Raw genomic sequence first — 15,282 nt, 5'->3', positions numbered from 1 at the left:
AACGTATTATAATGCATTTTGCAAAATAATACAATGCGTCGTCTGTGGCCATGCGTTGTCTGCGGCCATTTAGTTGCCAATACCAAACATGCGATAGGAAATGTAAGGATAATTCCCATATCGAATAGCCACTTCCCGCTCAAAAAGCGTCATTCGTTCAATCGTCCGATTATTCATAAGTCGTCCACCGTCAAGAACACGAAATGGAATAGGATCAAGCAAGTCCATAACGATCCTCTTGGCAGATTCATCATCTCCAGTTACATAGATATCACTCTGCTGGCCTTGATAAATCGGTTGCTCCAGCACTTTAAAAAACGTATTCTTGAACGCACCGACAACAGTTGTATTAGGTAACAGGCGCTGCAGTTCTTCTGCGGCTGAGGTTCCCCAATCCAATGTAAAATCTTTGAAATCCTCCGTGAAAGGATTCGAGATATCAACGAGGATTTTGCCGGCGAGCGTCTTTTCATTCGCTATGGCCCAAGGCTGCAGATCCCGAAACCATAAAGAATGAATAATAATATCTGCTTGAAGAGCCTCTGTAGTCTCAACCGGCTTTACGTGTTCATACTTGCCTGCTTCCACTAGGCCCAGCACCTTTTCGCTGGAACGCGATCCCCACATTATTTTCTCAACAAAGGGGCTCAGCACTTGTACTAACCCTTTTCCCATACGTCCTGTTCCGATTACACTGATCTTCATGTTTGATTCCTCCCTAGAAACTTACAGCGTAGGTGTTTGCTTATCTGCTGCTGAGGACATCATATCAGCCGAAGAGGAGTGCGGGAATTTCAGAATAATTGCAGAGATGCAACCAATGGTTTCACCCCTAATTACTGGAGTGTGATATTCTTGTATTAGGATGTTAATGACAGCGAGGTACATTTCATGAATCTGGATGTGTTTAAAAGTTTCTTAGTAACAGCACAGCTTAAAAGTATGGCCAAAGCCAGCGAAAAGCTTAACCTATCTCATCCTGCAATAAGCAAGCAGATACGCAAAATGGAAGCTTTTTATGGCACATCCTTATTCATTCGATCTGCTGCTGGAGTTGAGCTGACGGAGGCTGGCAAGCTGCTTTATCAGCGTATTCCTCATGTTCTGTCCGAGCTTGAAGCGATTCAGAACGAAATTCACTCCTTAACAGGCAGCAAAAAAATAAAACTAGGAACACTTCCCAGCTTGTCTGCTTACTATGTTCCGAAGGCTATTTTTGACTTGGAATCCAAAGGCATTCATGTTGATCTCACCGTTCAGAACACTTCCGAACAATTAGTGGACATGCTCCGTGATCATACCATCGATGCAGCCATCATTGATACTTTATACGAATCAAGCTTTTTCTGGAGCAGGGAGCTGTTTTCCGAGTCATTTTATGTGGTGCTGCCCATCAGCCATCCCCTATCCGCCTTAAACTCCCTAACCCTAGAACAAATCAAAAACGAACCCCAGATTATGTACCCGCCTGCTTGCAGCATTCGCAAATGCGTGTCCTCACTTTATGCCGAGCAGGGTACGAGTCCTTTTATTAAGAGTGAGATTCCATTTGGTGATTTTATCCTTGGCTATGTAGCTGCCGGTGCAGGGATTAGTATTGTTCCCGAAATGATTGCAGCGCACATTAGCAACCCTCTTTTAAAAGCAATTCCTATCGTCAATCCGCAAGCGTTCCGCACCATCACACTCCTTGCAGTCAGCGAAGCAACGGGTAAATTATTGCTTCGTGATATGAAACGTAACAGACAGTCAGGCAACAACGTATAGAGAGGAAGTGTAAGTATGACAATAGCTCCGGATCGAAATAAGCTTTATCCAAATGAAAATATTAAAACCGTTTGTTACATTAAGAATCTACCAAGCAGGTCAAACGTTGAGATTGGTGATTATACATACTACAGCGATAATACAAACTCACCAGAGAATTTCTATGACAATATTCTGCATCATTATGACTTCTTAGGTGATAAGTTGATCATCGGTAAGTTCTGCGCCCTGGCTGAAGGGGTTACTTTTATTATGAATGGTGCTAATCATCGGATGGATGGTTTGACAACATATCCTTTCAATATTTTTGCCGGCGGTTGGGAAAAGGTCACTCCAACGATAGAGCAGTTGCCTTTCAAAGGCGATACTTTAATTGGTAATGATGTATGGCTGGGACAACATGTCACGATTATGCCGGGGGTAAAAATTGGCGACGGTGCAATTGTTGCAGCGAATTCAACGGTTGTAAAGAACGTTGAACCGTATACCATTGTTGGCGGCAATCCAGCCAACGTTATTAAGAAGCGATTCAGTGATGAGATGATTCCATTATTGTTGGAGCTTCAATGGTGGAACTGGGATGAGAAAAGGATATTTGATCATCTTGAGCAGTTAGTGTCGGTTAACGATATTGCCACACTAAAGAAGCTATTGAATGAGGCGTAATATAATGGATATACAGAGATAAAAAGTGGGGTGAAAGCCCGCTGGGATTAGTATCGAATGACAGGGAGAAGGAATTCTCTCTGTTGTTCCTTCTTACGCTTCTTTTTATACACTCATATGTGTTATCCTTATGTGTTATGACGTAATGGAACGGTTTGTGGAGTCGTTTTCAAGAGTATTAAAAGTTACGCATATATATGAAGGAGACAAAATGACATTTAATGATTTGAATCTTATACCCGCTATCTTAAAAGCTTTAAGCAAAGAGAACTATACTACGCCGACCCCCATACAGGAACAGGCGATTCCAGCTGTGTTAGCCGGTAAAGATTTACTTGGCTGTGCTCAAACTGGAACAGGGAAGACGGCTGCATTTGCTGTGCCGATTGTCCAGCTATTAAGTGAGCAGCAAATGAGACCGAATACGGGGCGCCATATTCGCTCATTGATTTTAACACCGACAAGAGAGCTTGCTCTTCAGATTGCTGATAACATTCAGGCATATAGTCAATACACCCAATTGCGTTGTTCTGCTATCGTTGGCGGCGTTTCGCAAAGAGTACAGGAGCGGGCGCTAAAGCAAGGTGCAGATATTATTATTGCAACTCCGGGCAGACTCATCGATTTAATCAATCAAAAGCATATTGATTTGAAACATGTCAAAATATTAGTACTGGATGAAGCTGACAGAATGCTCGATATGGGCTTTATTCATGATGTGAAGAAGATCATCACCAAATTGCCAAGCAAAAGACAAACGCTTTTCTTCTCGGCAACGATGCCCCCAGAAATATCCAAGATGGTCAAAGCGCTGCTCGTTAATCCAGTGAAAGTAGAGATTACTCCGGTGTCTTCTACTGTGGATCGAATAAAGCAATCTATTTATTTAGTAGATAAGGAAAACAAGCAAAAACAATTGAATCACCTTTTACAAGATAAATCCATTGTTTCGGCACTGGTATTCACTCGTACCAAGCATGGTGCTGACCGTGTTGTGCGCGAGTTGACTGCAGTGAATATTGCCGCTCAGGCCATTCATGGAAACAAATCTCAGAATGCCCGCCAGAGTGCATTGAGCAATTTCCGGAGTGGCGTAACGCGAGTATTGGTAGCGACGGATATCGCGGCAAGAGGAATTGATATTGAGGAGCTTTCGCATGTAATCAACATGAATCTCCCTAATATTCCAGAGACCTACGTTCATCGAATTGGCCGTACCGGTAGAGCAGGAATGAGCGGGATCGCGATCTCCTTTTGCGAAGTTGACGAAATTCCGTATCGCAGGGATATTGAGAAATTGATTGGGAAGACCATTCCTGAAGTGAAAGACCATCCCTATCCAATGATGAGTAGAACGCAGCCTGTAAAGGCGGATAGACCATCGATATCAGCAGTCCAAAAACCCCAAAAGCCTGCTAAATCCAAAGCAAACCCGGTGCGCAAGCCCAAGTCCGAGTGGTTTAAAAAAGGAAGTAAAGCAGGAAGTAAAACAAGCAGATAACATTAGATTCAGATTTTAAGATCATTATCAATCTGATAGACAAGCGGAACTGATAAATAAAGAAACATTATTAGTAGCTCAAGCGGCAACATGCTTGAGTTATTTTTGTTGAAGAAACTTGCAAAATTTGGCGAAAAAGAAGGGGTTTTTATAGGCATGTCGAACTAATATAAATGACTTTTTTTGGATAAAAAAAGTGAAGTGTTGTATGATCTAACGTTATTATGGGGATTGCGAACGAATATCAATTAAAGGGGGATGATCGTTTTAGCAAGGATAGAGTTATCGGTGTGTGCGCGCGCTTAACCACAGAGCATCAGGTCTCCCTGCGTTTAAACAGTTACATATTCTAGGAGGTTTTTATGAAACTAGTTAGATTAAATGAAAAAAAGAGAAGGAACGAAAGGGTCCTTTCAATTAAATCCGTGAAGATAACTCTTGGTGTGACTCTAATCTGCTTCCTTGCAGTGTTTTGTTTTCTTAATCTCCCTGTGGATGCTGCAGTGGGATCCCGTACGATAACATTTAAAAATAGTACAGGTATCAGTGGTTCGACAGTTACAGATGGACAGGGTGGATCAGCAGATATTGCAAATATAGTAATTCAGATTTCTCCCGTTGATGTAAGTGGTCATATTCCAAGTGGATCTAGTATGGAGTATCACGATATGACAGATGCTTGGGGTGTTCCCCCTATGGTTGCACCACCTAACGGTAGTTATGGAATATCCATTAAAAGTTCGTCGTCATCTATTAATTTTTCGATGTCTTCTTTGGATTTTAACGATTGGGGGGATTGGGATGGGGGTACCTTTAATATTCAGGCTTACAGTAATGGTAGTCCAGTAGGCGCTCCAGTCAGTTTCATTGGGAATACAAATGAAGATTATGTGCATGCAGATCTTAGTTCGAATGCCAACTTTAAGAACATTGATGAAGCTCGAATTTATAGGCCAATTCCAGTATCCACTTTTAGTTGGATTGGTATCAATAATATTGCGATTGTAGTTGCTCCCACTGCTGCAACAAGTGCCGCGAGTGGTATTTCTCCCACGGGAGCGACACTGAACGGTACGGTTGATGACAACGGAACTGACACTACCGTTAGCTTTGAGTACGGTACAACCGCTAGCTACGGTACTACTACAGCAGCGACTACTGGGGGTACGATTGCTGCAGGTTCAGGCAGTACACCGGCATCCTTGTCCCTCTCAAGCTTGTTATCAAATACAACTTATCATTACCGAGTTAAGGCCGTGAACAACGTGGGAACCACTACTGGTAGCGATCAGACCTTTACGACCTTACCTGCACCTGCACATACAGCAGCCGCATCGGCAGCTACATCGACACCGGTAGTAGGTGTGAACGATGCGATCACCTTAACGGTGAAGAACTCTCTGGGGAACACGGATACAACTTTTAATGGACCTAAAAACGTGGCGATCTCAGGATATACAGTGGCACCAGATGGCTCCTATGGCAGTTTTAATGGGGCAGCTCTCACCGCATCACCGAACACGATTAGTGTTACTTTCACAAACGGTGTAGCGACAGCGAACCTCAAACTGAACAAAGCTTCGATACAGATGATTGGATTTAACATAACAGGAGTAACGACTCCGGCTACAAATACACTCAGCATTACGCCGGCAGCAGGTAGTGCGTCATCGATGGCGTTAACAACTGCCCTTACTGCACCTGCAAGTAATGGAAGCGTGTTTGCGCAGCAGCCAGTGATCACGCTTCGCGATACCTATGGAAACACGAGCTCAGGCGATAATAGCACGGTGATTACTGCATCGAAGAAGGATGCAGGCTCGTGGACACTTGCAGGAACTATGACCGCGACGGCAAGCTCAGGGGTAGTGACCTTTACTAGCCTGAAAGCAGCCAATACAGCGAGTGTAAGCGGAGCGCAGCTAGCCTTTGATGCAGCGGGTTTGGCTCAAGTGACGAGCTCGACCGTGACCCTTCCGGCACCTGCACCTGCACAGACTGCAGGTGCATCGGCAGCTGCATTGACACCAATAACGGGTGTGAACGATGCGATCACCTTAACGGTGAAGAACTCTCTTGGGAACACGGATACGACTTTTAGCGGAGTCTATGATGTGACGATCTCGGGATATACACAGGCGCCCGATGGCTCTTATGGCAGCTTTAATGGAACGACTCTCACCGTATCACCGAACACAATTAGCGTGACTTTCACGAACGGTGTAGCGACAGCGAACCTCAAACTGAACAAAGCTTCGTTGCAGACGATTGGGTTCAGCATAGCTGGAGTAGCGACTTCTGCTGCGAATACACTCAGCATCACGCCGGTGGCAGGCAGCGCGTCATCGATGGAGCTGACAACTGACCTTACAGCACCTACAAGTAATGGAGGCATGTTTGCGCAGCAGCCAGTGATTACGCTTCTTGATGCCTATGAAAACACGAGCGTAGGCGATAGTACGACTGAGATTACTGTATCGAAGAAGGATGCAGGCTCGTGGACACTTGCAGGAACTATGACCGCGACGGCAAGCTCAGGGGTAGTGACCTTTACTAGCCTGAAAGCAGCCAATACAGCGAGCGTCAGCGGAGCGCAGCTTGCCTTTGATGCAGCGGGTTTGGCTCAAGTGACGAGCTCGACCGTGACCCTTCCGGCACCTGCACCTGCGCAGACTGCAGGTGCATCGGCAGCTGCATTGACACCAATTACGGGTGTGAACGACGCGATCACCTTAACGGTGAAGAACTCTCTGGGGAACACGGATACGACTTTTAGCGGAATCTATGATGTGACGATCTCGGGATATACACAGGCGCCCGATGGCTCTTATGGCAGCTTTAATGGAACGACTCTCACCGTATCACCGAACACAATTAGCGTGACTTTCACGAACGGTGTAGCGACAGCGAACCTCAAACTGAACAAAGCTTCGCTGCAGACGATTGGAATCAGCATAGACGGAGTAGCGACTCCAGCTACGAATACAATTAGTATCACGCCGGTGGCAGGCATTGCGTCATCGATGAAACTGACAACTGACCTTACAGCACCTGCAAGTAATGGAGGCGTGTTTGCGCAGCAGCCAGTGATTACGCTTCGTGATACCTATGGAAACACGAGTGTAGGCGATATTACGACCGTGATCACCGTATCGAAGAAGGATGCAGGCTCCTGGACACTTACAGGAACTATGACCGCAACGGCAAGCTCCGGCATAGCGACCTTTACTGATCTTGGAACAGCCAATACAGCGAGTGTAAGCGGAGCGCAGCTTGCCTTTGATACTGCCGGTTTGACTCCATTGACGAGCTCGACCGTGACCCTTCCGGCACCTGCACCTGCGCAGACTGCAGGTGCATCGGCAGCTGCATTGACGCCGATTACGGGTGTGAACGACGCGATCACCTTAACGGTGAAGAACTCTCTGGGGAACACGGATACGACTTTTAGCGGAGTCTATGATGTGACGATCTCGGGATATACACAGGCGCCCGATGGCTCTTATGGCAGCTTTAATGGAACGACATTCACCGTATCACCGAACACAATTAGCGTGACTTTCACGAACGGTGTAGCGACAGCGAACCTCAAACTGAACAAAGCTTCGCTGCAGACGATTGGAATCAGCATAGACGGAGTAGCGACTCCAGCTACGAATACAATTAGTATCACGCCGGTGGCAGGCATTGCGTCATCGATGAAACTGACAACTGACCTTACAGCACCTGCAAGTAATGGAGGCATGTTTGCGCAGCAGCCAGTGATTACGCTTCTTGATGCCTATGAAAACACGAGCGTAGGCGATAGTACGACTGAGATTACTGTATCGAAGAAGGATGCAGGCTCGTGGACACTTGCAGGAACTACGACCGTTAAGGCAATCTCGGGCGTAGCAACCTTTACTAATCTTGAAACAGCTAATACAGCGAGCGTCAGCGGAGCGCAGCTTGCCTTTGATACTGCCGGTTTGACTCCATTGACGAGCTCGACCGTGACCCTTCCGGCACCTGCACCTGCGCAGACAGCAGCGGCAGCAGCAGCTGCATTGACGCCGATTACGGGTGAGGATAATGCGATCACCTTAACGGTGAAGAACGCTCTTGGGAACACGGATACGACTTTTAGCGGAGCTAAAGACGTGACGGTCTCAGGATATACAGAGGCACCGGACGGCTCCTATGGCAGCTTTAATGGGACAGCTCTAAGTGCGTTGCCGAACACGATTAGTGTTAGCTTCACAAACGGTGTAGCGACAGCGAACCTCAAACTGAACAAAGCTTCGGCACAGACGATTGGAATCAGCATAGACGGAGTAGCGACTCCAGCTACGAATACAATTAGTATCACGCCGGTGGCAGGCATTGCGTCATCGATGAAACTGACAACTGACCTTACAGCACCTGCAAGTAATGGAGGCGTGTTTGCGCAGCAGCCAGTGATTACGCTTCGTGATACCTATGGAAACACGAGTGTAGGCGATATTACGACCGTGATCACCGTATCGAAGAAGGATGCAGGCTCCTGGACACTTACAGGAACTATGACCGCAACGGCAAGCTCCGGCATAGCGACCTTTACTGATCTTGGAACAGCCAATACAGCGAGTGTAAGTGGGGCGCAGCTTGCCTTTGATACTGCCGGTTTGACTCCATTGACGAGCTCGACCGTGACCCTTCCGGCACCTGCACCTGCGCAGACAGCAGCGGCAGCAGCAGCTGCATTGACACCGATTACGGGTGAGGATAATGCGATCACCTTAACGGTGAAGAACGCTCTTGGGAACACGGATACGACTTTTAGCGGAGCTAAAGACGTGACGGTCTCAGGATATACAGAGGCACCGGACGGCTCCTATGGCAGCTTTAATGGGACAGCTCTAAGTGCGTTGCCGAACACGATTAGTGTTAGCTTCACAAACGGTGTAGCGACAGCGAACCTCAAACTGAACAAAGCTTCGGCACAGACGATTGGAATCAGCATAGACGGAGTAGCGACTCCAGCTACGAATACAATTAGTATCACGCCGGTGGCAGGCATTGCGTCATCGATGAAACTGACAACTGACCTTATAGAACCTGCAAGTAATGGAGGCGCGTTTGCGCAGCAGCCAGTGATTACGCTTCTTGATGCCTATGGAAACACGAGCGTAGGCGATAGTTCGACCGTGATCACCGTATCGAAGGAGGATGCAGGCTCATGGACACTTACAGGAACTATGACCGCAACGGCAAGCTCTGGCGTAGTAACCTTTACTGACCTAAAAGCAGCCAACGCAGCGAGTGTAAGCGGAGCCCAGCTTGCCTTTGATGCAACAGGTTTGACTCCATTGACGAGCTCGACCGTGACCCTACCGGCACCTGCACCTGCGCAGACAGCAGCGGCAGCAGCAGCTGCATTGACACCGATTACGGGTGAGGATAATGCGATCACCTTAACGGTGAAGGATGCTCTGGGGAACACGGATACGACTTTTAACGGAGCTACTGACGTGACGATCTCAGGATATACAGTAGCACCGGATGGCTCCTATGGCAGCTTTAATGGAACAGCTCTAACTGCATCGCCGAATACGATTAGCGTGACTTTCACAAACGGTGCAGCGACCGCGAACCTCAAACTGAACAAAGCTTCGGCACAGACGATTGGAATCAGCATAGCCGGAGTAGCGACTCCGGCTGCGAATACACTTAGTATCACGCCGGCGGCAGGAATTGCGTCATCGATGAAACTGACAACTGACCTTACAGCACCTGCAAGTAATGGAGGCGTGTTTGCGCAGCAGCCAGTGATTACGCTTCTTGATGCCTATGGAAACACGAGCGTAGGTGATAGTTCGACCGTGATCACTGTATCGAAAAAGGATGCAGGCTCATGGACGCTTACAGGAACTACGAGCGTAACGGCAAGCTCCGGCGTAGCGACCTTTACGGGTCTGAAAGCAGCGAACGCAGCGAATGTAAACGGAGCCCAACTTGCCTTTGATGCAACAGGCTTGACTCCATTGACGAGTTCGACTGTGACCCTTCCTGCTCCTGCTCCTGTTTACACTGGACAGCCGACCACATCAGTGACTACTAATGTTGATGTTCTGGTCAATGGCAAAGTGGAGAGTGCAGGCACAGCGACAACAACCAAAGTACATGATCAAACAGTCACAACCGTAACCATTGACGAGAACAAACTGGAAGATAGGCTAGCGACAGCTGGTCAGCATGCTGTGATTACGATTCCAGTCCTTATAAAGTCTGATGTTGTTGTCTGGGACTTGAACGGTCGGATGGTCAATAACATGGATCAAAAGCAGTCGATTTTGGAAATCAAAACCGAGAACGCTAGTTACACAATACCCGCACAGCAAATTGATATGAACGCTATATTGAAACAGCTTGGGAAGAGCGTAGCGCTTCAAGATATTAAAGTGCAATTTGAAATTGCTGCACCAACAGCGGAGAGCATGAAGATTGTTGAGAACTCAGCGGTTAAGGGTCATTTCACTATCGTAGCTCCGCCGATCAACTTTACGGTGAAAGTATCCTATGGGGATATCACGATTGAGTTGTCGAAATTCAAAGCTTATATGGAAAGAACAATTGCCATTCCTGAAGGTGTGGATCCTAATAAAATCACCACAGGAATCGTGGTAGAACCGGATGGAACCGTGCGTCATGTACCGACAAGGATCATCACTAATGACGGTAAGTACTACGCCAAAGTGAAAAGCTTAACGAACAGTACGTACGCCATCGTTTGGCATCCGATTGCATTCAAGGATGTTGCTCAGCATTGGTCAAAAGATGCCGTGAATGACATGGGATCGAGAATGATCATTAGCGGTATTGGCAGTGATAACTTTAATCCGGATCAAGACATTACACGCGCGGAGTTTGCCGCGATTATGGTTCGGGGATTGGGACTGAAGCTTGAAGATGGAGCTGCTCCATTCTCTGACGTGAAGTCTTCGGAGTGGTACAGCAGTGCTATTCAAACGGCTTACTCGTATAACTTGATCAGTGGATTCGAAGACGGTACTTTCCGTCCGATGGACAAAATTACGAGAGAACAGGCGATGACGATTATTGCCAAAGCGATGAAGATTACGGGTCTTAAAGCTAAACTCCAGTCCAAACCGCTAGACGAACTGCTGGGTGCATTTACAGATGCAAAGAACGTTTCGGAATGGGCGAAGATCAGCATCGCAGACTGTCTGCAAGCGGGAGTCGTTACTGGAAGAAACAGCACTGAACTTGCTCCACAAGCCTACATCTCTAGAGCAGAGGTGGCAACAATTATTCAGAGACTTCTGAAAAAGTCTGAACTGATTTAAATCAACAGGTCTTACATCAAGAGCTATCCTTCAAGCAGCTGAACAAGTGGCTTGAGGGGTAGCTCTTTTTCTACTCTTTTTCTTTGTTTACTTGTCATAAAATATAGGCTAGTAGCATTTCCACAGCAAAAAGTAACTCCAAATGTGCTTGCTGGAGTGCTTCGGATCTAGAGTGGCACTTTTCAAAGCCAAGTTCTTGCTTGGCTTTGCGAAAAACACTTCAATTCGCCAGCGCTTCCCGTACACTTCAAGCTCCTTCTTTGGCGCATCATGTCGGTTGACTCGCATATCATAAATCCTACCGGAATTCGGAAAGAGTGCATGTGGCCCATTCTTTCACTTAAGGCGAGGATAAGGGAAGAGATATCATTGTTAGTTGAAACTTTAAACTGTGTGATATAATGGATTTATCAAATTGCGTTGGAGGGATAAACATGATTCCCAAAAAAATTGATTATCAAACGGCAAGTGCAATTAAATTGATGCTTCAAAAATTAAATATATATAATGCCCGTGTTCTCATAGATCTTGAAAAACAAACAGTCGAAGCTCAAGAGGATGATTATTCCATTGATGATCTTCTTGAAGCAGCTGGGACGTTATCACCTGAAAGAGGTAGAGAACTACTCGAAGAAGTGAATAGATCACGCGAGGAATGGGATTCATGAATAGCGGTTACTTGCTTGACACGAATATTGCGATTGCAATTCTTATTAATGAGGATACTGTAATCAATTTTATCCAGCAATCCTCAAGAGATAAAATGCCGATTTATCTTTCTACAATAACAGAGTGCGAGGTATTTGCAGGCTTAAAACCAGAGGAACAATTGCGGGCAGAAAAACTATTTACATCTAAAAGATGTATAGAGGTAACATCTGAAATTGCCAAGCTGGCTGGAACTATTCGAAGGGATCAAAAAGGTATGGGACGAAAGCTAAAGACCCCAGATGCCATCATTATAGCCACTGCACTGGTTAATGAATTATCTCTAATATCAAGAGATTCCGACATGAACTTTGTCCATAATGAACTCGGAATATCTTTAATAAAAATATAGATTCTTTATAATAATAAAGCCACCGCCTATTGTCACGATTTAATGTGAGTGGGCGGCTTTTTATAGTTTGTGCTGCTATATTTTGGCTAATCGTGATACTCTAGTCTCTAATATTCATATTCACATTCATTTGATAAATTAGTCTTACAAACGTTCGCTTACCGGAGGGAATATGAAGGACCTGGAAAAAAGGCTTGTGCTTGCCCTGAAGGAAATTGAACGCTTGAATCAGGAGAATCATCAATTGAAGCAAAAGTTTGCTGATATTACAAAAGATGATTCTGAGACGATTGGTTTTAGTCGATCTCCTATTGCTAATGATGCGGTTGTGATTAATGAACGTATTGCCAAGAAAGAACCTGAAAAGGGCAACGTCCATATTTACTCTACTCCGAGTGAAAAGATTGCTTTATTTCGTAATCTATTTCGTGGTCGTGAAGACGTATATCCCAATAGATGGGAAAGTAAAACAGGGAAATCAGGGTATTCGCCAGCATGTGGGAATGAATGGTCTTTTGTTTGTAAGAAACCTCAAATAAAATGTTCGGAGTGCTCTCATAGAGAGTTTCTCTCCATAACGGATGAGATTATATCAAGTCATCTTGATGCAAAGATTAATCGTACTATCGGAGTTTACCCGATGCTCCAAGATGAAACTTGTTGGTTTCTAGCAATTGATTTTGATAAACAAAATTGGATGCAGGATGCGGCCGCTGTCATGAAAACCTGTGAAGATCTTCAGATACCTGTTGCGTTGGAACGTTCCCGTTCAGGAAATGGGGGGCATATATGGATATTTTTTGAGCAGCCTGCTGAAGCAAGTTTAGCTCGGAAATTCGGCTGTGTTCTTTTAACCAAAACAATGGAGAACAGATATGAGCTTGGTCTGGATTCCTACGACCGTCTATTTCCTAATCAAGATACGCTTCCAAAAGGTGGGTTTGGCAATTTGATAGCTCTACCTTTGCAAGGAGGCCCTCGGAAAGAAGGAAACAGTGTTTTCGTAGACGAGAATTTTACTCCCTATGAAGATCAGTGGAGCTTCTTATCTGGTTTAAGAAAAATGAGTTTATCTCAAGTTGAGAGTAAACTACAAGAGCTTACAAGGAGTTCAAAGGTGTTAAACGTGGGTATTTGGGAAGAGGAAGAAGAAGATAGACCGTGGGAAAATAAGCAAATTGATTTTGATGAAAAAGATAAGGAGATGACACTGCCATCGAAGGTTCATATCATTCTATCTAATATGATCTATATTGAAAAGAATGGATTATCAGCATGGATGATAAATCGAATTGGGCGGCTTGCTTCCTTTCAAAATCCTGATTTTTATAAAACCCAGGCCATGCGGTTACCTACTTTTGGAAAACCCCGTGTCATAGGTTGTGCAGAGGACTTTCTTAAGCATATTGCTCTTCCTAGAGGTTGTCTGCAATTAGTTTCGAATTTTTTTATGAAGTATGGTGTTGAATTATCGATAACTGATGAGAGATACAAGGGAATAGAAGTGGACTTACATTTTTCAGGACAACTATCGACCTTGCAGGATGCCGCGGCTAGATCAATCCTAGCTCATGATACGGGTATTCTTTCTGCTACAACAGCTTTTGGAAAAACGGTAGTTGCAGCTTCAATTATCGCTTCCAGAAAAGTGAACACCTTAGTGTTGGTGCATCGGCGAGAATTGATGGATCAGTGGAAGGAAAGATTAAGTACTTTTCTAAATTTACATTCAAAAGATATCGGTGTCATAGGGGGCGGGAAGGAGAAACGAACGGGTATTATAGATATTGCCGTCATTCAAAGCTTGAACAATAAAGGAAAAATAAAGGATTACTTAACTGAGTACGGACAAATCATTGTCGACGAATGTCATCATGTTTCGGCATTTAGTTTCGAACAAGTGTTGAAAAAGACTAATGCCAAATATGTCGTTGGTCTTACGGCTACTCCAACTAGGCAGGATGGACATCAACCTATTGTACTTATGCAGTGTGGTCCCATTCGAACTAGAATTGATGCGAAATCCCAGGCTTTAGTGAGAGGTTTTGAGCATAAGGTAGTGCCAAGGTATACATCGTTCCAATTACCTACTCAGATGCCCGGTATTCCCGGTCCTTCTATACAGACTATTTATCAGTTGTTAGTAGAAGATGAAATAAGGAATGAATTAATTTTCGATGATCTATTAAAATGTTTAAATCAAGGAAGATCACCAATTCTTCTTGCAGAGCGAACAACCCATGTTGAGTATTTTGAAAAGAAACTGGAAAAGTTCGCGAAGAATGTGATCGTGTTGCGTGGCGGGATGGGTAAAAAGCAGCGAGAGGAACTCCGGCAACGGATAGCTAACATAACTGACACGGAAGAGCGAGTTTTTATTGCTACGGGTAAATTGATTGGGGAAGGATTCGACGATGCTAGGCTAGATACGTTGTTTTTAGTTCATCCGATCTCATGGAAAGGAAGCTTGCAGCAATACGCAGGGAGATTACACCGATCACATGCTAACAAACAAGATGTTCAGATATACGATTATGTCGATATCCAGGTACCTCTTCTCATGAGCATGTACAAGAAAAGAATAAAGGGTTATCGTGCCATGGGATATAGCGGTATGGAATTGTAAATATACACCGCTTGACGAGCTGCTGGGCACATTTACAGATGCTAAGAACGTTTCGGAATGGGCGAAGATCAGCATTGCAGACTGTCTGCAAGCGGGAGTCGTTACTGGAAGAAACAGCACTGAACTTGCTCCACAGGCCTACATCTCTAGAGCAGAGGTGGCAACAATTATTCAGAGACTTCTGAAAAAGTCTGAACTGATTTAAATCAGCAGGTGTTACATCAAGAGCTATCCTTCAAACAGCTAAACAAGCTACTTGAGGGATAGCTTTTTCTTTTTGCAATTATGGTTCTATACCATAATCAGTGTATGCCATCACGAAACAAAAGCGAAGCGG

The 15,282-nt window shown here is 45.1% G+C and carries 9 protein-coding genes; 8 read left to right on the top strand and 1 reads right to left on the bottom strand.

What is annotated here, in order from left to right; genetic code table 11:
• Positions 1–69 precede the first annotated feature (69 nt).
• The gene (locus tag EKN16_RS18730; RefSeq protein WP_125660551.1) at positions 70–705 is read right to left on the bottom strand and encodes an NADPH-dependent F420 reductase; all 636 of its coding nucleotides are present in this window, start codon (positions 703–705) and stop codon (positions 70–72) included.
• A gap of 186 nt (positions 706–891) precedes the next feature.
• Between EKN16_RS18730 and EKN16_RS18725 the strand changes: the two genes are divergently transcribed.
• The 8 genes from EKN16_RS18725 to EKN16_RS18690 all read left to right on the top strand — a co-directional run bounded on the left by EKN16_RS18725 (position 892) and on the right by EKN16_RS18690 (position 15,150).
• Entirely contained in the window at positions 892–1,767 is an 876-nt protein-coding gene (locus EKN16_RS18725) for a LysR family transcriptional regulator (protein ID WP_125660548.1), read from the top strand.
• A gap of 15 nt (positions 1,768–1,782) precedes the next feature.
• Positions 1,783–2,433 carry a Vat family streptogramin A O-acetyltransferase gene (locus EKN16_RS18720; protein WP_125660545.1) on the top strand — a complete coding sequence of 217 codons (651 nt, stop codon included), beginning with the start codon at positions 1,783–1,785 and terminating at the stop codon, positions 2,431–2,433.
• Between the two features lie 211 nt (positions 2,434–2,644).
• Positions 2,645–3,934, top strand: coding sequence for a DEAD/DEAH box helicase (locus EKN16_RS18715; protein ID WP_125660542.1), 1,290 nt, complete (start codon positions 2,645–2,647; stop codon positions 3,932–3,934).
• Positions 3,935–4,296: 362 nt separating this feature from the next.
• The gene (locus tag EKN16_RS18710; protein ID WP_125660539.1) at positions 4,297–11,259 is read left to right on the top strand and encodes an S-layer homology domain-containing protein; all 6,963 of its coding nucleotides are present in this window, start codon (positions 4,297–4,299) and stop codon (positions 11,257–11,259) included.
• A gap of 434 nt (positions 11,260–11,693) precedes the next feature.
• The gene (locus EKN16_RS18705) at positions 11,694–11,927 is read left to right on the top strand and encodes a hypothetical protein (RefSeq protein WP_125660536.1); all 234 of its coding nucleotides are present in this window, start codon (positions 11,694–11,696) and stop codon (positions 11,925–11,927) included.
• Positions 11,924–12,319, top strand: a complete 396-nt coding sequence (locus tag EKN16_RS18700; protein ID WP_232015836.1) for a type II toxin-antitoxin system VapC family toxin — start codon at positions 11,924–11,926, stop codon at positions 12,317–12,319. The genes EKN16_RS18705 and EKN16_RS18700 overlap by 4 nt, the downstream gene beginning before the upstream one ends.
• Before the next feature lie 172 nt (positions 12,320–12,491).
• Positions 12,492–14,945, top strand: coding sequence for a TOTE conflict system archaeo-eukaryotic primase domain-containing protein (locus EKN16_RS18695; protein ID WP_125660530.1), 2,454 nt, complete (start codon positions 12,492–12,494; stop codon positions 14,943–14,945).
• Entirely contained in the window at positions 14,914–15,150 is a 237-nt protein-coding gene (locus EKN16_RS18690) for an S-layer homology domain-containing protein (RefSeq protein ID WP_164522872.1), read from the top strand. Before EKN16_RS18695 ends, EKN16_RS18690 begins: the two co-directional genes overlap by 32 nt.
• Positions 15,151–15,282: the final 132 nt, after the last annotated feature.

Origin of the sequence: Paenibacillus baekrokdamisoli (assembly GCF_003945345.1) — a bacterium.
GTDB lineage: Bacteria > Bacillota > Bacilli > Paenibacillales > Paenibacillaceae > Paenibacillus_Z > Paenibacillus_Z baekrokdamisoli.
Note: the sequence above shows the minus strand (reverse complement) of the source record. Positions and strands in the feature narration are given on the sequence as shown.

Bases quoted from the DNA above. Each gene is read 5' to 3' on its own strand.
- EKN16_RS18730 (WP_125660551.1), bottom strand. From the start codon at position 705: ATGAAGATCAGTGTAATCGGAACAGGACGTATGGGAAAAGGGTTAGTA.
- EKN16_RS18725 (WP_125660548.1), top strand. From the start codon at position 892: ATGAATCTGGATGTGTTTAAAAGTTTCTTAGTAACAGCACAGCTTAAA.
- EKN16_RS18720 (WP_125660545.1), top strand. From the start codon at position 1,783: ATGACAATAGCTCCGGATCGAAATAAGCTTTATCCAAATGAAAATATT.
- EKN16_RS18715 (WP_125660542.1), top strand. From the start codon at position 2,645: ATGACATTTAATGATTTGAATCTTATACCCGCTATCTTAAAAGCTTTA.
- EKN16_RS18710 (WP_125660539.1), top strand. From the start codon at position 4,297: ATGAAACTAGTTAGATTAAATGAAAAAAAGAGAAGGAACGAAAGGGTC.
- EKN16_RS18705 (WP_125660536.1), top strand. From the start codon at position 11,694: ATGATTCCCAAAAAAATTGATTATCAAACGGCAAGTGCAATTAAATTG.
- EKN16_RS18700 (WP_232015836.1), top strand. From the start codon at position 11,924: ATGAATAGCGGTTACTTGCTTGACACGAATATTGCGATTGCAATTCTT.
- EKN16_RS18695 (WP_125660530.1), top strand. From the start codon at position 12,492: ATGAAGGACCTGGAAAAAAGGCTTGTGCTTGCCCTGAAGGAAATTGAA.